General features: G+C 72.6%; 12 protein-coding genes. All 12 read right to left on the bottom strand.

Annotation, left to right across the window (positions count from 1 at the left end; translation table 11 throughout):
- Nucleotides 1-63: 63 nt before the first annotated feature.
- On the bottom strand, nucleotides 64-555 hold the full coding sequence (locus ACFQGL_RS20830) for a sensor histidine kinase (protein ID WP_377513865.1): 492 nt from the start codon (nucleotides 553-555) through the stop codon (nucleotides 64-66).
- A gap of 131 nt (nucleotides 556-686) precedes the next feature.
- Nucleotides 687-2,804, bottom strand: a complete 2,118-nt coding sequence (locus tag ACFQGL_RS20825; RefSeq protein WP_377513864.1) for a ThuA domain-containing protein — start codon at nucleotides 2,802-2,804, stop codon at nucleotides 687-689.
- Between the two features lie 75 nt (nucleotides 2,805-2,879).
- Nucleotides 2,880-5,735: a PQQ-dependent sugar dehydrogenase gene (locus ACFQGL_RS20820; protein WP_377513863.1), complete on the bottom strand. Its 2,856-nt coding sequence runs from the start codon at nucleotides 5,733-5,735 to the stop codon at nucleotides 2,880-2,882.
- Between the two features lie 300 nt (nucleotides 5,736-6,035).
- Nucleotides 6,036-7,103: a polyprenyl synthetase family protein gene (locus ACFQGL_RS20815; RefSeq protein WP_377513862.1), complete on the bottom strand. Its 1,068-nt coding sequence runs from the start codon at nucleotides 7,101-7,103 to the stop codon at nucleotides 6,036-6,038.
- Nucleotides 7,100-8,524 (bottom strand): alkaline phosphatase family protein, encoded by a 1,425-nt coding sequence (locus tag ACFQGL_RS20810; protein ID WP_377513861.1) that lies wholly within the window; start codon nucleotides 8,522-8,524, stop codon nucleotides 7,100-7,102. Before ACFQGL_RS20810 ends, ACFQGL_RS20815 begins: the two co-directional genes overlap by 4 nt.
- Complete coding sequence (eboE, locus tag ACFQGL_RS20805) at nucleotides 8,521-9,726, bottom strand: metabolite traffic protein EboE (protein WP_377513860.1); 1,206 nt, start codon at nucleotides 9,724-9,726, stop codon at nucleotides 8,521-8,523. The genes ACFQGL_RS20810 and eboE overlap by 4 nt, the downstream gene beginning before the upstream one ends.
- Nucleotides 9,726-10,580, bottom strand: a complete 855-nt coding sequence (locus ACFQGL_RS20800; RefSeq protein ID WP_377513858.1) for a TatD family hydrolase — start codon at nucleotides 10,578-10,580, stop codon at nucleotides 9,726-9,728. Before ACFQGL_RS20800 ends, eboE begins: the two co-directional genes overlap by 1 nt.
- A 1-nt stretch (nucleotide 10,581) precedes the next feature.
- Nucleotides 10,582-11,190 (bottom strand): EboA domain-containing protein, encoded by a 609-nt coding sequence (locus tag ACFQGL_RS20795; RefSeq protein ID WP_377513857.1) that lies wholly within the window; start codon nucleotides 11,188-11,190, stop codon nucleotides 10,582-10,584.
- Between the two features lie 56 nt (nucleotides 11,191-11,246).
- Nucleotides 11,247-12,134: a sugar phosphate isomerase/epimerase family protein gene (locus tag ACFQGL_RS20790; protein ID WP_377513856.1), complete on the bottom strand. Its 888-nt coding sequence runs from the start codon at nucleotides 12,132-12,134 to the stop codon at nucleotides 11,247-11,249.
- Nucleotides 12,131-13,069, bottom strand: a complete 939-nt coding sequence (locus ACFQGL_RS20785; RefSeq protein WP_377513855.1) for an SCO3242 family prenyltransferase — start codon at nucleotides 13,067-13,069, stop codon at nucleotides 12,131-12,133. The genes ACFQGL_RS20790 and ACFQGL_RS20785 overlap by 4 nt, the downstream gene beginning before the upstream one ends.
- Nucleotides 13,053-14,219, bottom strand: a complete 1,167-nt coding sequence (locus ACFQGL_RS20780; RefSeq protein ID WP_377513854.1) for an inositol-3-phosphate synthase — start codon at nucleotides 14,217-14,219, stop codon at nucleotides 13,053-13,055. The genes ACFQGL_RS20785 and ACFQGL_RS20780 overlap by 17 nt, the downstream gene beginning before the upstream one ends.
- A gap of 531 nt (nucleotides 14,220-14,750) precedes the next feature.
- Entirely contained in the window at nucleotides 14,751-15,944 is a 1,194-nt protein-coding gene (locus ACFQGL_RS20775) for a Gfo/Idh/MocA family protein (protein WP_377513940.1), read from the bottom strand.
- Nucleotides 15,945-15,993 lie beyond the last annotated feature (49 nt).

The raw sequence follows: 15,993 nt of genomic DNA, 5'->3' as shown, positions 1-15,993 counted from the left end.
TCCGCCGTACCCGATCGCGGAAGCCCACCGACGCAGGATGTTCCGGCCGACGGCCGTCGGTCGTCACTCGGCCAGTTCCTCGGGCGCGGGCAGGACGGCCCGGACGGTGAATCCGCCCCCGGCCCGCGGGCCGGCGGAGAAGGTGCCGCCGAGCTTCTCGGCTCGCCCACGGACGCGGAGCAGGCCACGCCCGGCGCGCGGGTGCTCGGGCGGCGGCCCGGGCGGGGCGCCCTCGTCGCGTACCTCGATGGTGACGCCCCTGGTGTCGTAGCGCAGCCGGACCGCGACCGGCGCGCCCGGGGCGTGCTGGCGCGCGTTGGTCAAGGACTCTTCGATGATCCGGTACGCCGCCACGTCGACCACGCCGGGCAGTGGTCGGGGCTGACCAGCCAGCGTCCAACGCACCGGCTGACCTGCGGCGAAGCCCTCCACCAGCGCGTCGAGACGGTTCAGGCTGGGCGCCGGGTCAGCCGTGTCGTCCGGCTCCTCGACACGGCGCAGCAGCACGCTCCCGCGCGCCCACACCAGCCGGCGCCACCGCGCCCAACGCCCCATCCCGGTCAAGGTACGGCAGTTCCCTGTGCACCACCCCGCGGCACCCACATCCACCAAGCCCACCCCCACACGCGACACCACCCCGCCGGCGGGGCACGCCCGGCGGGGTGGGTCAGGTGCCGCTCAGCCGGTCAGGGCAGGGTCCACTTCTGGTTGGCCGCACCGTTGCAGGTCCAGAGGTGCACGATCGTGCTGTCCGCGGAGTTGTTCCCGGAGACGTCGAGGCACTTGCTCGACGCGGCGTTGCGCAGGCTGCCGTCGGCCTGGGCCGCCCAGTTCTGCGCGCCGGTGCCGTTGCAGGTCCAAAGCTGGATCTTGGTGCCGTCGGCGGTGCCGCTGCCGGACACGTCCAGGCACTTGCCGAGCGCCTTGATCGTCGAGTTCGGCGTCACGGTCCAGGTCTGCGCGGTGCTGCCGTTGCAGGTGTAGATCTGGATCTGGGTGCCGTCGGCGGTGCCGCTGGACCGTACGTCCAGGCACTTGCCGCCCAGGCCCTTGATCGGGCCGACCCCCGGGGTGCCGGTGCCACCGCCCCGGACCAGGGTGAAGTCGTCCACGTCGAAGAGCCCGGTGCCGCTGCCGGTGAAGGTCAGGTAGAGGTTCTGGGTGCCGGACGGGACGTTGGACAGGGTGGTGGTGACGTTGGCGTAGGTGTCCCAACTGCCGGTGTTCGGCACCGCGACCGAGCCGAGCACCGGACCGGTGGCCGAGCCGGTACGCACCTGGATGGTGCCGCCCGCGCCGCCGGAGACGACCCGGGACGTGAACGAGGTGACCCCGGTCAGGCTCACGCCGTTGTACGCCGCCCAGTCACCCGGGTCGATGTAGCCGAGAGTCTGGCCGCCGTTGGCGCCGGCCTTGGTGAACGGGGTGGCCCCGTTCACCGAGCTGAACGACTCGGCCTGGATGGTGGTGTTCCCGGTCGGCGGCGGGGTGGTGCCCAGCTCCTTGATCCGGATGTTACGGAAGTAGGCGTCATCGCCGGTGCCGTGGTTCTGGATGCCGATGTGGCCGGCCAGCGACCGTACCGGATTGGTGTTGGTGAAGTCGTTGATCTTCACCCCGTTGAGGAAGACCTGCAGCCGCTCGCCCTCGACCAGCAGCTCGTAGGTGTTCCACTCCCCCGGCGCGTTGAGCGCCGCGTCGCGGGCCGCGATGTCGGCGGACTTGAACGTGTAGACCGCTCCGGTGGTGCGGTCCACCGCGTCGGTGGCGTCGATCTGGATCTCGTAGCCGTTGTCCACCGCCGACCACGGGTCACTGGACGGCGGGAAGCCGATGAACACGCCGGAGTTGTCGTCGCCGGCCAGCTTCCAGTCCATCTTCAGCGAGTAGTTGGTGAACTGCTTGGCGCTGTACCAGAACAGCCCCATCCCGCCGGTGGTGGTGAGGGTGGCGTCGGAGTTGGTCAGGCTGCCCGGGCCGGCCTGCGACCAGCCGGTGGTCGAGCCGTTGTAGAGCGGGGTGTAGCCGGTCTCGGGCCGGCAGTCGGCCTTGCTCCGGCCGGCCGCGTACCGGATGCCACCGAGCAGGTGGGCCCGGAACGCCGGCTCCGCATACGACGCCTGGGTGTGCCCACCGCCGGTGTAGAAGGACCGGCCGCCGCTGTAGCCCTTGCACCAGGAGTGCGGGTGGTCGGAGCCCATGCCGCCGCCGGAGTACGACGACTCGTCCAGAGTGGCCAGCACGTGTGCGGTGGACCGGGCGTTGGTCCGGTAGTTGTACCACTCGTCGGTGCGGGTCCAGGTCTGCGGCAGGTGCGCGGTGGCCGCCTGGCCCCGGTCCTCCACCTTGACGTTGGCCTGCTGGATGGCCGGGTGCGAGGCGAACCACGCGCCGACCAGGTTGCCGTAGAACGGCCAGTCGTACTCGGTGTCGGCGGCGGCGTGCACGCCCACGTACCCGCGGCCGGAGCCGATGTACGACTCGAAGGCGGTCTGCTGGGTGGCGTTGAGCACGTCGCCGGTGGTGTTGAGGAAGACCACGGCCTCGTACTGGGCGAGGTTCGCCGTGGTGAACGCGGCGGCGTCCTCGGTGGCGGTGACGGTGAAGTTGTTCGCCGCGCCCAGGTCCCGGATGGTCTGGATGCCGACCGGGATGGCGTCGTGCCGGAAGCCGGCGGTCTTGGAGAAGACCAGCACGTCGTACGGGGCGTCGGCGGCGCTGGCGGGGGTGGCCGGTGCGGTACAGGCGATGACGGCGAGGGCGGCGGTGACCGCGCCGAGGACGGGTCGCAGGAGTCTGCGCATGTCGCTCTCCTAAGAACGGTTAGGAGGGGCCCCTTGTACAACGATAGGCGTTAACAAGGGGCCCTTCCTTTCAACTCAGGGCAGGATCCACTTCTGGTTCGCGGCTGCGGTGCAGGTCCACAGGTGCACCACCGTGCTGTCGGCGGAGCTGCTCCCGGAGACGTCGAGGCACTTGCTGGACTGCGCGTTGCGCAGCGTGCCGTCGGCCTGGGCGGACCAGTTCTGCGCACCGGTGCCGTTACAGGTCCAGAGCTGGATCTTGGTGCCGTCGGCCGAACCGCCACCAGAGACGTCGAGGCACTTGCCCAACGCCTTGATCGTCGAGTTCGGGGTGACCGTCCAGGTCTGTGCCGTACTGGCGTTGCAGGTGTAGATCTGGATCTGGGTGCCGTCCGCGGTGGCGCCGGCCCGCACGTCCAGGCACTTGCCGCCCAGACCCTTGATCGCACCGGCCCCGCCGGTGGGCGGCGTCCCGGTGGTGAGGGTGAACGCGTCCACGTCGTAGAGCGCGCCGGTGCCCGACCCTGCGAAGGTCAGGTAGAGCGTCGTGGTGCCGGTCGGCGGGTTGGTGATCGCCCCGGTCACGTTGGTGAAGGTCTCCCAACCGCCGGTCACCGGGACCGTGGCCGAGCCGAGCACCGTGCCGGTGGCCGAGCCGGCGCGGACCTGGATGGTGCCGCCGGCGCCGGCCGACGAGACCCGGGCGCTGAACGAGGTCACGTTGCCCAACCGGTACGGCTGGAACGCGATCCAGTCGCCGTTGTTGATGTCACCGACGGTCTTGCCGCCCTCGGCCGGGGTCTTGCTGAACACGTTGATCCCGGACGAGGTGCCGAAGAACTCGGCCTGGCGGTGCCGCGGCGGCAGCGTGTGCTGGGTGTGCGTGGTGAGGCCGCCGTTGTCGGTGTACTCGGCGTCGAAGATGGCGAAGATGTTCGCGGCGTCGTCGTGCTCACCGTCCACCGGGATGGTGATCGAGCCGGAGCAGCCGTTCTTCGAGGTGATCTGGTGACCGTGCTGGTCGTGGCCCAGCACGTAGGTCATCTTGACCCGCGTGCAGTCGATCGTGCCGTCCTCGGGGTCGGTCACCGTGATGCTGTACGGCACCGTGTCGCCGAAGCTGAACACCTGACCGTTGCCGGGGCTGTTGATGGTCACCGTGGGCGCGGTGTTGCCGACGCTGATCGTCACGCTGGCGGTGCCGGTGGCGCCCTGCGGGTCCCGCACGGTCAGCGTCGCGGTGTAGGTGCCGTTGGTGCTGTAGGTCTTCGACGGGTTGGCGGCCGTCGAGGTGGTGCCGTCACCGAAAGCCCACGAGTAGGTCAGCGCGCCGCCCTCGGGGTCGGACGAGCCGGCCGAGGAGAACGCCACGGTGAGCGGTGCCGCACCGGAGGTCCTGTTGGCGCTCGCCACGGCGTTGGGGGCCCGGTTGCCGCCCGCGACGTAGTCGAAGCGGTAGAGCGCCGAGTTGGCGTCCCCGTTGAAGTAGCCGGTGCCGTAGTCGAGCACGTAGTACGCGCCGTCCGGGCCGAAGGCCGAGTCCATCACCTGCTTGCCCACCCAGGGGAAGGTGTCGATGGTGCCCGGCGAGCCGTCGCCGTTGACGTGGATCGGCTTGATCCAGCCGCGGCCGAACTCGGTGGCGAAGAACTGCCCGTCGAAGGACTGCGGGAACTTCGTGGTGGAGGTCGACGACGCGTTGTACCGGTAGACCGGGCCACCCATCGGCGACTCGGAGCCGCCGCCGAACTCCGGCGGGGTGCCGGCGTCACCGGCGTACCGGATCCAGGCCGGCCGGGCCGCCGGCAGCGTGGGCAGGCCGGTGTTGCGGAACGAGTTGTTGGTCGGCCCGCCGGTGCAGTTGTACTTCGCACCGCCGGTGCCGGACGCGAAGTCCCACTCGTTGTACGTCTCGGTGCTGGTGTTGGTGCCGGTGCAGTACGGCCAGCCGTAGTTGCCCGCCGAGGTCACCCGGTTGAACTCCACCTGGCCGGACGGCCCACGGGTGGCACTGGTGGAGCCGGCGTCCGGCCCGTAGTCACCGACGTAGACGACGCCGGTGGCCTTGTCCACGCTCATCCGGAACGGGTTGCGGAAGCCCATCGCGTAGATCTCCGGGCGGGTCCGGGCCGTGCCGGGCGCGAATAGGTTGCCCGACGGGATGGCGTACGTGCCGTTCGCGTTCACCTTGATCCGCAGGATCTTGCCCCGCAGGTCGTTGGTGTTGCCGGCGCTGCGCTGCGCGTCGTACGCCGGGTTGCGGTTGGTCCGCTCGTCCAGCGGGGAGTAGCCGGCGGAGTCGAACGGGTTGCTGTCGTCGCCGGTGGAGAGGTAGAGGTTGCCGGCGGCGTCGAAGTCGATGTCGCCGCCCACGTGGCAGCAGAACCCGCGATCGGCCGGTACGTCGAGGACGTCGACCTTGCTGACCTGGTTGATCGTGAAGTCGGCGTTGAGGGTGAACCGGGAGAGCCGGTTGACGCCCTGCCAGGCCGAGAAGTCGGTGCCGGTGGCGGGCGCGTCACCGGCCGGGGTGGAGAGCGGCGGCGCGTAGTAGAGGAAGATCTGCCGGTTGCTGGCGAAGTTCGGGTCGACCCCGACGCCCTGCAACCCCTCCTCGTCGTGCGTGTAGACGGCCAGGGTGCCGATCACCGAGGTGGTGCCGGCGGCATCGGTGCGACGCAGGGTGCCGTTGCGGGCGGTGTGCAGGACCGAGCGGTCCGGCAGCACCGCCAACGACATCGGCTCGCCCATGTCGGCCACGCCGCGGGCGAGCTCGACCTGCTGGAAGTCGGTGGCGTTGATCGGGTGCGCCTGGGCCGGAGCCGCGGCACCGAGCGCGGCTGTGCCAGCCGCGGTGGCAACCAGCAAGAGTGCCGATCCGGCGGAGAACCATCGTCGGGACCGGTGTGTGGGAGCGTCCTTCATGGACATCGTTGTGCTGTCCCTTCCTGACGAGTGACTGCCAGGCCGGGCGCGCGCCGTCGCGCCGGATGCCGTAGCGGTGGTGGGGTGTCGATGGGTTACCGCGCCGCCGGTTCACCTCGACGAAACATTGTCGTGTTGGCCCCGACACTAAATTGCACGTGTCGATGTGTCTATACCTTCCGGCGAACCAACATGAACTTTTGTCGATTCAATCGAAAGTCGGCCGGGCAACAAGAGGTCCCCGGACACCACCCCGCGATGTCCGGCGACCGGGCGTCCGGCGAGCGCCGGCGGACACCCGGTGGATCAGGCCCGGCGGTCGATCGCCTGGGCGGCCAGCGCGACCAGCGCGGCACGGGCCTGCTCGGCCACCGGCGCGTTCTCCAGCGCGGCCAGCGCGGCCTCGGTCCGGACCCGGATCATCTGCTCGATCCGCTCCCGGGCACCGGTCGCCTCGATGATCTCGCGCAGCTCGGCCGCGCCATCGGCGTCCAGTGCCGGATTGCCGAACAACTCTCGCAGCCGGGTAGTCTGCGGCCGGTCGGCGGAGCTGCGGGCCAGCGCCATCATCACCGTGGGCTTGCCCTCGCGCAGGTCGTCCAGGACTGACTTACCGGTGACCGCCGGGTCACCGAAGACACCCAGCACGTCGTCGCGGAGCTGGAACGCGTCACCCAGCGGGTCGCCGAACTCACCCAGGACGGAGATCAGCTCCGGCTCCGCACCGGCCAGTGCCGCCCCGATCTGCAACGGTCGGGTCACCGTGTAGCGGGCCGCCTTCATCCGGATCACCGTGAGCGCGCTGGCCACCGAGCCGTCGCCCACCCCGGAGACCAGGTCCAGGTACTCCCCCGCGATCACCTCGGTACGCATCAGGGCGAACACCCCGTACCCCCGGTGCACCTGGTCGGTGCCCAGGCCGCACTCGTGGAACATCTGGTCCGACCAGGCCGCGCAGAGATCCCCGCAGAGCAGCGCGGTGTTCCGCCCGTACGCCTCGGGGTCGCCCCGCCACGACGAGCGGGCGTGCAGGTCAGCGAAGAGCCGGTGCACCGACGGCTCCCCCCGGCGGCGGTCGCTGCCGTCCAGGATGTCGTCATGGATCAGCGCGAACGCGTGGAACAGCTCCAGCGCCGCCGCGGCCACCACGATCGGGGTGCCGTCGGCCGCACCGGCACCGCGCCAACCCCAGTAGCAGAACAGCGGGCGCAGCCGCTTGCCCCCGGCCAGTACAAACCGGTGCAGCGCGGTGAACACCCCGCGCGGCGCCCCGTCCGGCCAGTCCGGCCCCTGCCGGTCGAGGAACGCGGCGAGCTCGGCGTCGAAACGCGCCCGCAGCCCGCTGGTGTCGGTGGGCGCGACGGTGACCGTCATATTTTCTCCCCCGGCCGGGCTGTTGCCGCGGCACCGCTGGGTGTCAGCCCGGCCAGCTCCAGCAGCAGCGCCTTGACCTCGGTGGCCGCGATCCGGTCCCGGGCGGCGGCCGGATCGGAGCAGAGCAGCACCGGAGCGTCCGCCGGATCGGTCGGCAGGCGCCCGTGCGAGCCGCGTACCGCCCGCGCCCCGGCGTCCAGACCGACCGCGCTCATCAGGTAGCGCATGCCGAGCTTCTTGCGCGCCAGCGCCACCCCGGCGCGGCGTTTGGCCGCACCCGGTGCGGCCGGGTCGAAGAACAACTCGGCGGGGTCGTACCCCGGCTTGCGGTGGATCTCCACCAGCCGGGCGAAGTCGGGCGCGTGGTCGTCGTCCAGCCAGTAGTAGTAGGTGAACCACGCGTCCGGCTCGGCCACCAGCACCAACTCGCCGGCGCGAGGGTGGTCCAGTCCGTACGCGGCCTTACCCTCCGCGTCCAGCACCTCGGCCACCCCCGGTAGCCCGGCGCAGAGCTTCGCCACCGCCGGCAGGTCGGCCGGATCCCGCACGTAGACGTGTGCGACCTGGTGGTCGGCGACCGCGAACGCCCGGGACGTCCACGGGTCGAGGTACTCCATACCGGCCTGGGTGTGCACCCGCAGCAGCCCCTCGGCGCGCAGCAGCCGGTTGACGTCCACCGGCCGGGACACGTCGGTGATGCCGTACTCCGACAGCACCACCACGGTCGCGTCGCGGGCCCGGGCGGCGTCCAGCAACGGCCCGAGCACCGCGTCCAGTTCGGCTGCCGCGGCTGCCGCCTGTGCCGACGACGGGCCGTACCGTTGCAGGTCGTAGTCCAGGTGCGGGACGTAGACCAGGGTCAGATCGGGTGACACGTCGGCCAGGATCTGCTCGGCCGCCTGGCAGATCCACCGGGACGAGGGCAGCCCGGCCGTCGGTCCCCAGTAGGTGAACAGCGGGAACGTGCCCAGCCGGCCGGTGAGCGCGTCGTGCAGCTCCGGCGGGTCGGTGTAGCAGTCCGGTTCCTTGCGCCCGTCGGCGTAGTACACCGGGCGCGGAGTGACCGTCCAGTTCACGTCCGCGCCCATCGCGTACCACCAGCAGACGTTGGCCACGGTGTAGCCGGGCTCGGCCCGACGGGCCGTCTGCCACAGCTTGTCCCCACCGACCAGCGCGTTGTGCTGCCGCCACAGCAGCACCTCGCCCAGCTCCCGGAAGTACCACCCGTTGCCGACGATCCCGTGCCCGCTCGGCGGTTCCCCGGTGAGGAAGGTGGACTGCACCGAGCAGGTCACCGCGGGCAGCACGGTGCCCAGCTCGGCCCGGAAGCCGCCGTCGGCGACCCCCCGCAGCCGGGGCATGTGCGCCAGCAGTCGCGGGGTCAGCCCGACCACGTCGAGCACCACCAGTCGCCGGCTCATCGGGACACCTCCATGGTTGCCGACGCGGTCCGCGCCGGGGTCAGGCCCAGGTCCACCAGCTCGTCGCGGGCGAAGGCCAGCTCGGCGGCGATCCCGGCGGCCAGCTCCGCGTCGGTGCGCGGCCGCCGCGCCTCCGGCAGAACCCCCCAGGTGTACGTCTCCACGTCGAGGTGGTCGCAGCCGGCCGCCGGGCCGGTGTAGAGCGCGGCCAGCGCGGCGCGCAGCACCGGCAGGGTGGAGCCGAGCGGTTCCTCGGGTGGGGCGTGCAGCGGCACGTGGTAGTGCACCCGCCACGGGCCGGGCAGCGTCGCGTCCAGGGCGGCGTCCAGGTCGTCGGCGGCCCAGGCCGGGTCGGCCGGGTCGGCCGCACCGGCGCAGCCGACGCCCCGGGTCTGGTGCAGGAAGCGCGGCTCCACCCAGCGACGCAGCGCGTCGGCACCGCCGGCCGGGTCGGCCGCCTCGACGGCGGCCGAGACCTGCACCTTCACCACCGGCAGGCCGGCCGTACGCAGCCGGTCCAGCGCCTCGGCCGGCTCCTCCCAGGCACACGCCAGATGGGCCAGATCGAGACAGACACCCAGTCGTTCGGTATCCATTCCGGACAGCAGTGCGGCGGCCTGGCCGGTGCTCTCGACCACGCAGCCCGGCTCCGGCTCGAAGCCGACCCGCACCACGCGGCCGGTGTCCCGCTGCACCGCGGCCAGCCCGGTGGCCAACTGGTCCAACCGGCGTCGGGCGGCGTCGGCCCGGTCGGTGTCCCACGGCTGCCGCCAGGCCAGCGGCAGGGTCGAGATCGAGCCACGGGCCGCGTCCTCGGGCAGCAGGTCGGCCAGCACCCGGGCCAGATTCAGGGTGTACGCCAGTCGCTGCTCGGTGGTCCAGTCCGGCCGGTACACGTCGTGCTTGACCACCGGGGCCTGAAAGGCCGCGTACGGGAAGCCGTTGAGGGTGACCACCTCCAGGCCGCGCGCGTCCAGCTCGACGCGCAGCCGGCGGCGCAGCGCCGGGTCGGCGGCCAGCTCGGCGGCGACCGGGGCGGCCAGCCACAGGCCGAGGCCGAGCACGTCGGAGCCGAGGGCCGCGCGGACCGGCACGGCGTAGGTGTCCAGTTGGGCGAGGATGCCGGCGAACTGCTCGGCGGGATGCACGTTGGTGCAGTAGCCGAGGTGGATGGTGTCGCCGCTGGCGTGCCGCAGCCGCATCAGCTGCCGCCGCGCAGGATCGAGTTGCCGGTCTGCGGATCGACCGCCGTGACCGCCAGGTCGCTCAGGTCGAGCCGGCCCGACTGCCCGTAGAAGTCCACCGGGTTACGCCACAGCACCCGGTCGATGTCGTCGTCGGTGAACCCGGCCTGGCGCATCGCCTCGCCGGTGGCCCGGGTCAGCAACGGGTCGGACCGACCCCAGTCGGCGGCCGAGTTGACCAGCATCCGTTCCGTCCCGTACTCCAGCAGCAGCTCCACCATCCGGGGTGGCGACATCTTCGTGTCCGGATAGATGGAGAAGCCCAGCCAGCAGCCGCTGTCCTGGACCAGCTTGACGGTGACCTCGTTGAGGTGGTCGACCACCACCCGGCCCGGATCGATACCGGACTCGGCGACCACGGCGAGAGTCCGTTCGACGCCCCGCGCCTTGTCCCGGTGCGGGGTATGCACCAGCGCCGGCAGGTCGTACGCCACCGCCAGCGCGAGCTGCGCGGCGAACGCCTCGTCCTCCTCCGGGGTCATCGAGTCGTACCCGATCTCGCCGACCGCCACCACCGCGTCCTTGTCCAGGTAGCGGGGCAGCAGGTCGAGGACCGGGCGGCAGCGCGGGTCGTTCGCCTCCTTGGGGTTGAGCGCCACGGTGGCGTGGTGCCGCACCCCGAACTGCCCGGCCCGGAACGGCTCCCAGCCGATCAACGAGTCGAAGTAGTCGGCGAACGAGGCGGCGCTGGTACGCGGCTGGCCCAGCCAGAACGCCGGCTCCACCACCGCCAGGACCCCGGCGGCAGCCATCCGCTCGTAGTCGTCGGTGGTACGCGAGGTCATGTGGATGTGCGGGTCGAAGATGCGCATGTCACGCCTCCGTGGGGGTGCGGGCGGTGAGCCGGTCGAGCAGGTCGGTGGCGTCAGCGGGGAGCACCCGGCCGGCGGCGTACCGCTCGGCGGCCAGCGCGGCCAACATCACGCCCAGCTCCTCGTCGGCACGGGTGTCCAGGTCGGCCACCACGGCCAGCGGTACGCCACTGAACACGCACTTGAGCACCGCCTGCCGCCAGGCCGCCGGGTCGAGGTGCCGCGCGTACGGGCCGAGGGCCGCGGCGACCAGCCGGGTGTCGTTGGTCCGGATCGCGTCGTGCAGCAGCGGCACCCCGGCGGCACCGATCGGCAGCAACGGCAGGGCGCGCAGCACGGCCCGCCGCTCGGCCGCGTCGCCGTGCCGGTAGAGGGCGTCGGCATGGGCGACGTGGTCGCTGGGCAGCGCGGTGAGCAGCAGCACCCGGGCCGCGTCGTCGGCGGTCCAGCCGGCAGCGTCGGGCAGCGCGGCCCGGCCGCAGTGCCGGCCGGCGGCGGGGAAGAGCCGGGTGATCGCGGTGGGTTCGGCCGCGACCCGGCGCAGCGCCGTGGCCAGCCAGTCAGGATCGGGTACGCCCCGCAGCGCGGCCCGTAGTGAATCCGGTGTCATCCCGTCTCCTCCCTCGTGCTGCTGTGCAGGTACCCGAGTGCGTCCTGTGCTCCGCTTCACCCCACGGCTTGGGGCACCGCCGCGCGCAGGAAGTCGATGGACCGGGCGGCCACGGCCGGCGCGGCGTGTGAGTCCCGGGGCAGCTCGACGGCGACCAGACCGCGGTAGCCGGCCTCGGTCAGGGCCGCCAGCACGGGCGGGAAGTCGATCTCGCCCTGGCCGAACTCCAGGTGCTCGTGCACGCCCCGGCGCATGTCGTCGATCTGCACGTTGACCAGGTGCCCGGCCACCTCGGCGACGCACTGCGGCACCGGCTGCGGCTCCAGACAGCGGCAGTGCCCGATGTCGAGGGTGAGGCCGAAGCGGGCCGGCTCGCCGAGCGCGGCGCGCAGCCGCCGCCAGCCGGCGATGTCCTCGACCAGCATCCCGGGCTCCGGCTCGAAGCCGAGCGTGACATTCGCGGTGTCGGCAGCGTCGACCACGGTGGCGCAGCCGGCCACCAGGCGGTCCCAGGCGGTCTGCGGCGGCACGGTGTCGGGGCGTACGCCGGCCCAGAAGGAGACCGCCTCCGCGCCGAGGTCGGCGCCGATCCGGACGGCCCGGCGCAGGAACTCGATCCGGCGGGTCGGGTCGTCGTGCAGCAGCGTCGGGGCGTGTTTGTGCCACGGGTCGAGCAGGTAGCGGGCGCCAGTCTCGATCACGACCGCGAGGCCCAGCGCGCTGAGCCGCTGGCCGACCGCCGCCACCCGGCGGGTGAGCCCGGGCGCGAACGGGTCGAGGTGATCGTGGTCCAGGGTGAGCGCCACCCCGACGTAGCCGAGGTCGGCGATGACCGCGAGCGCGTCGTCGAGCCGGTGGTTGGCGAAGCCGTTGGTGCCGTAGCCGAAGCGCGGCGTCGGGCTGCCCGGGGCCGGCGACTCCGACCGGGGCCGGGGGGCGGTCATGTCGGGGAGACCTTCCGGGCCAGCCGACGGCCCAGCGGCGCGGCCGCCGCGACGGCCAACCCGAGCAGGCCGGCCCCGCCCCGTGCGGTGAGTGCCCCCTGGAGGGCGGGCAGGCCGGTGATCCCGGCGCCGACCGCCGCGCGTACCCGCCCAGCGGACGGGTCCCGAACCACCTGGGCCTGGGCCGCGCCGTACCGGGCGGCGTACCAGCCGGCCAGCACGGCGGGCAGGGCGGCGGCGAACCGGGCCGACCGCGCCCGGCCGCTCAGGGTCGGATCGACGGTCAGGGTCGGATCGGCACGCCGGGTGGCGGCACCGGGTCGGGTGCCCGGGGCGGCGACGGCGGCGCTGGCGGCCACCAGGGCGGTGCCGGCCAACGTGCGCAGCGGCAGGGCGGCGTCGGCGCCGGTGACCTCCCGACGGGACAGCGCCGTGACGGTCCAGGTGTGCGCGGCGACGGTCGCCGCCGCGGGCAGGGCCCGGACCAGCTTGCCGCCGGACGCGCCGAGCAGCACATCCAGCCCCCGGCAGGCGGCCATCACGGCCGGCCCGGCGGCGGTGTTCTTGGCCAGCAGGTCGTACCCCCAGATGGTGGCGGCCAGCGGCACGGCGAGCGCGGCGGCGCGGCGACCGCCCACGGCGGCGGCCAGGCCCACGCCGGCGACGGTGAGGCCGGCGGCGAGCCCGACCGCGGCGGCCGGTGCGACCCGGCCGCTGGGGATCGGCCGCTCGGGCCGTTCCACGGCGTCGAGCCGCCGGTCGGCCCAGTCGTTGGCGGCCATGCCGGCCCAGTAGAGCAGGACCGACGCGCCGGCCAGGGCGGGTGTACGCGGGCTCAGCGCGCCGGCCGCCGCCGCACCGGCGACCACGTCGCCGGGTACCGAGAGCGCGGCTGGCGCCCGGACCAGCTCGGCGAGGTCAGCCAGCGTGGCCATGGGCACCGTCCCGGCCGGCGTGCAGCCGCTGGGTGAAGTCGGTCAGCCGGGCCCACTGCTCGGCCAGCGAGTGGGTCGGCGCGCCGATCGGGTCCTTGAAGAAGAAGCCCAGCTCGGCCAGGGGCCCGACGTGCCCGGCGGCGTGCGCGGCGGCGGTGAGCCGGGCCAGGTCGAGCACCAGCGGCGCGGCGAGTGCGGAGTCGCAGCCGTGCCAGGTGAACTCCATCCGCATCCCGGTGCCGAGGAAGCCGGCGAAGGTGATCAGATCCCAGGCGGTCTTGAAGTCGCCCAGCTCCTCGACGTACTCGATCCGGCTGCCGCCCTGCGGCAGGTAGCCCAGCGTCTCGCCGAGCACCCGCTGCTTGCTCTGCACCTTGGCCGCGTTGGCGGCCGGGTCGGCGAGGGTCGCGCCGTCGCCGCCGCCGAGCAGGTTGACGCCGGACCAGGATCGTACGGCGAGGTTGCGCATCGCGAACATCGGCGCGAGCACCGACTTGACCAGGGTCTCCCCGGTCTTGCCGTCGTGCCCGGCGTACGGCAGCCGGGCCTCTTGGGCCAACGTTGTCAACGCCGGCAGTCGCAGCCCGATGGACGGGGTGAAGTCGACGTACGGGCAGCCGGCCAGCAGCGCCGCGTATCCGTAGAGGGAGCTGGGCGGCAGCACCTCGTCCGGGCCGGCCAGGGCGGCGCGCAGCGCGGCCGGATCGGCGTGGCCGGGGTGCGGTCGGGGGGCCGGTTCGGTGGCCGAGACGTTCACCACCACCACCCGGTCCAGCCCGTGCCGCTCGCGGAAGGTGGTGAGGTCGCGGACCACGGCGGCGGCCCGATCGGCCTGGGTGTCGCCGACCGGCGCGGGGCGCAGCTCCTGCTCGACGGCGGCCAGCTCGTCGGGGAGCGCGGCCACCAGCCGCCAGGGGACGACACCGGCGTCGGCCAGGGCCTCGGCGCGCTTGCACAGTGGTGTGGTGGCCACGTCGTGCCCGCCGAAGACCAGGTCGGCGAAGGACGGCAGGGCCGGCCCGCGTAGCTCGGGCAGTTCGGTGACGCAGCCGGTCGACCCGGCCAGGCCGGCCCGCAGCGCGAGCCCTCCGACGATGCTGGTGGTCGCGACGGAACCGCGCGCTCCTACCAGCCAGACACCCGTTCGCATGGTGCTCCTTCCCGTTCAGGAGGAACCGTCGGTACAGCTAAATATAGGAATATCAGAATATTCTTCGGAAAGATACGCCCTGAGTGGATGGGCCCCGTCCGCCCGCCCGCACCGGGATGGCACCGGGTTCCGACGTCGGCGTCGGCGGCGACGACGCCGGACCGGCTCCCGGTACGGGTGCAGGCAGACGGGGCTGGCAGGCAGGGTCGGGTCGGCGTCTCGACCCTGCCTCCCCCGCATCCGGCCGACCGGGGCGTTGGCACGCCCCGAGCGGACGTCTCAGGCCGGCGCACTTGCACAGTCGCCGGGGTGGTGGCGGTCCTCCGGTGCGGCCGGGGAATCCCGGTCCGGTCGCACCGGACGACCGTCCTGCTCGTGCGCCACCGGGCCGTACGGCTCGGCTGCACGCCCTCCGGTGCCGACCTCGTCCCGGCCGCGGGGCGCAAACCGCGGCCGGTCCCTCGCCGGTCGGCTCCGGAAAGCCGGTCGGGCGGTGGTGGCAGGCGCACCGCCACCGCGGATGAACATGGGTCAGACGGCCACCGCGGTCAGCGCCGGTTCCACCTCGGTCCAGGAGGAGCCGAGCTCCGCCGAACGGGCCACCGCGTCCAGCACCAGCTGGACCTGCAACGCGTCGGCGAACGAGGGAGCCGGGTCGGCGCCGGTGGCGACCGCCTCGATGAAGTCCCGCATCTGGTGGGTGAAGGAGTGCTCGTAGCCGATGATGTGGCCGGGCGGCCACCACGCCGACATGTACGGGTGCTCACCCTCGGTCACCAGGATGCGGTTGAAGCCCTGTTCCACGGTGGGCCGGGTGGCGTCGTAGAACTCCAGCTCGTTGAGACGCTCCAGGTCGAAGACCACGCTGCCGAGTGAGCCGTTGATCTCGACCCGCAGGGCGTTCTTGCGACCGGTGGCGAACCGACTCGCCTCGTACGTGGCCAGCGCGCCACCGTCCAGCCGGGCCACGAAGACCGCGGCGTCGTCGACGGTGACCGCCCCGGTGGCGGAGCCGTTGCCGTCGACCGGCCCGGCACCGTCCACAGAGGCCGCCAGGCCGCTCGACTCGGCCGGCAGCGGCCGTTCCTTGATGAAGGTCTCGGTCACCGCGCTGACGCCGGTGATCCGCTGGCCGGTGACGAACTGCGTCAGGTCGATGATGTGCGCACCGATGTCACCGAGCGCGCCGGAGCCCGCCCTGTCCTTCTGCAACCGCCAAACCAGCGGGAACTGCGGGTCCACGATCCAGTCCTGCAGGTACACCGCTCGGACGTGCCGGATCACCCCGAGCCGTCCGTCGGCGACCATCTGGCGCATCATCGTGACCGCGGGGACCCGGCGGTAGTTGAACCCGCACATCGACCGCACCCCGGCGACCCGGGCGGCGTCCGCCGCGGCGGTCATCGCCCGCGCCTCGGCCACCGTGTTGGCCAGCGGCTTCTCGCACAGGACGTGCTTGCCGGCGGCCAACGCGGCGAGAGCGATCTCGGCGTGACTGTCGCCCGGGGTGCAGACGTCGACCACGTCGATGTCGTCCCGGTTGATCAGATCTCGCCAGTCCGTGGTGTACGCGTCCCAGCCGAGCCGATCGGCGGCGTCAGCCACCTTCGGTGCGTCCCGGCCGCAGATCAGCGCCATCCGAGCCCGCGCTGGCAGGTCGTACACGCGGTTCACGGTGCGCCACGCCTGTGAGTGCGCGGCGCCCATGAACGCGTAGCCGACCATGCCGACCCGCAGTTCTCTGTCTGTCGTGGACAAGGTGGGTCTCCCCCCG

Origin of the sequence: Micromonospora vulcania (genome assembly GCF_042658605.1) — a bacterium.
Lineage (GTDB): Bacteria > Actinomycetota > Actinomycetes > Mycobacteriales > Micromonosporaceae > Micromonospora > Micromonospora vulcania.
Note: the sequence above shows the minus strand (reverse complement) of the source record. Positions and strands in the feature narration are given on the sequence as shown.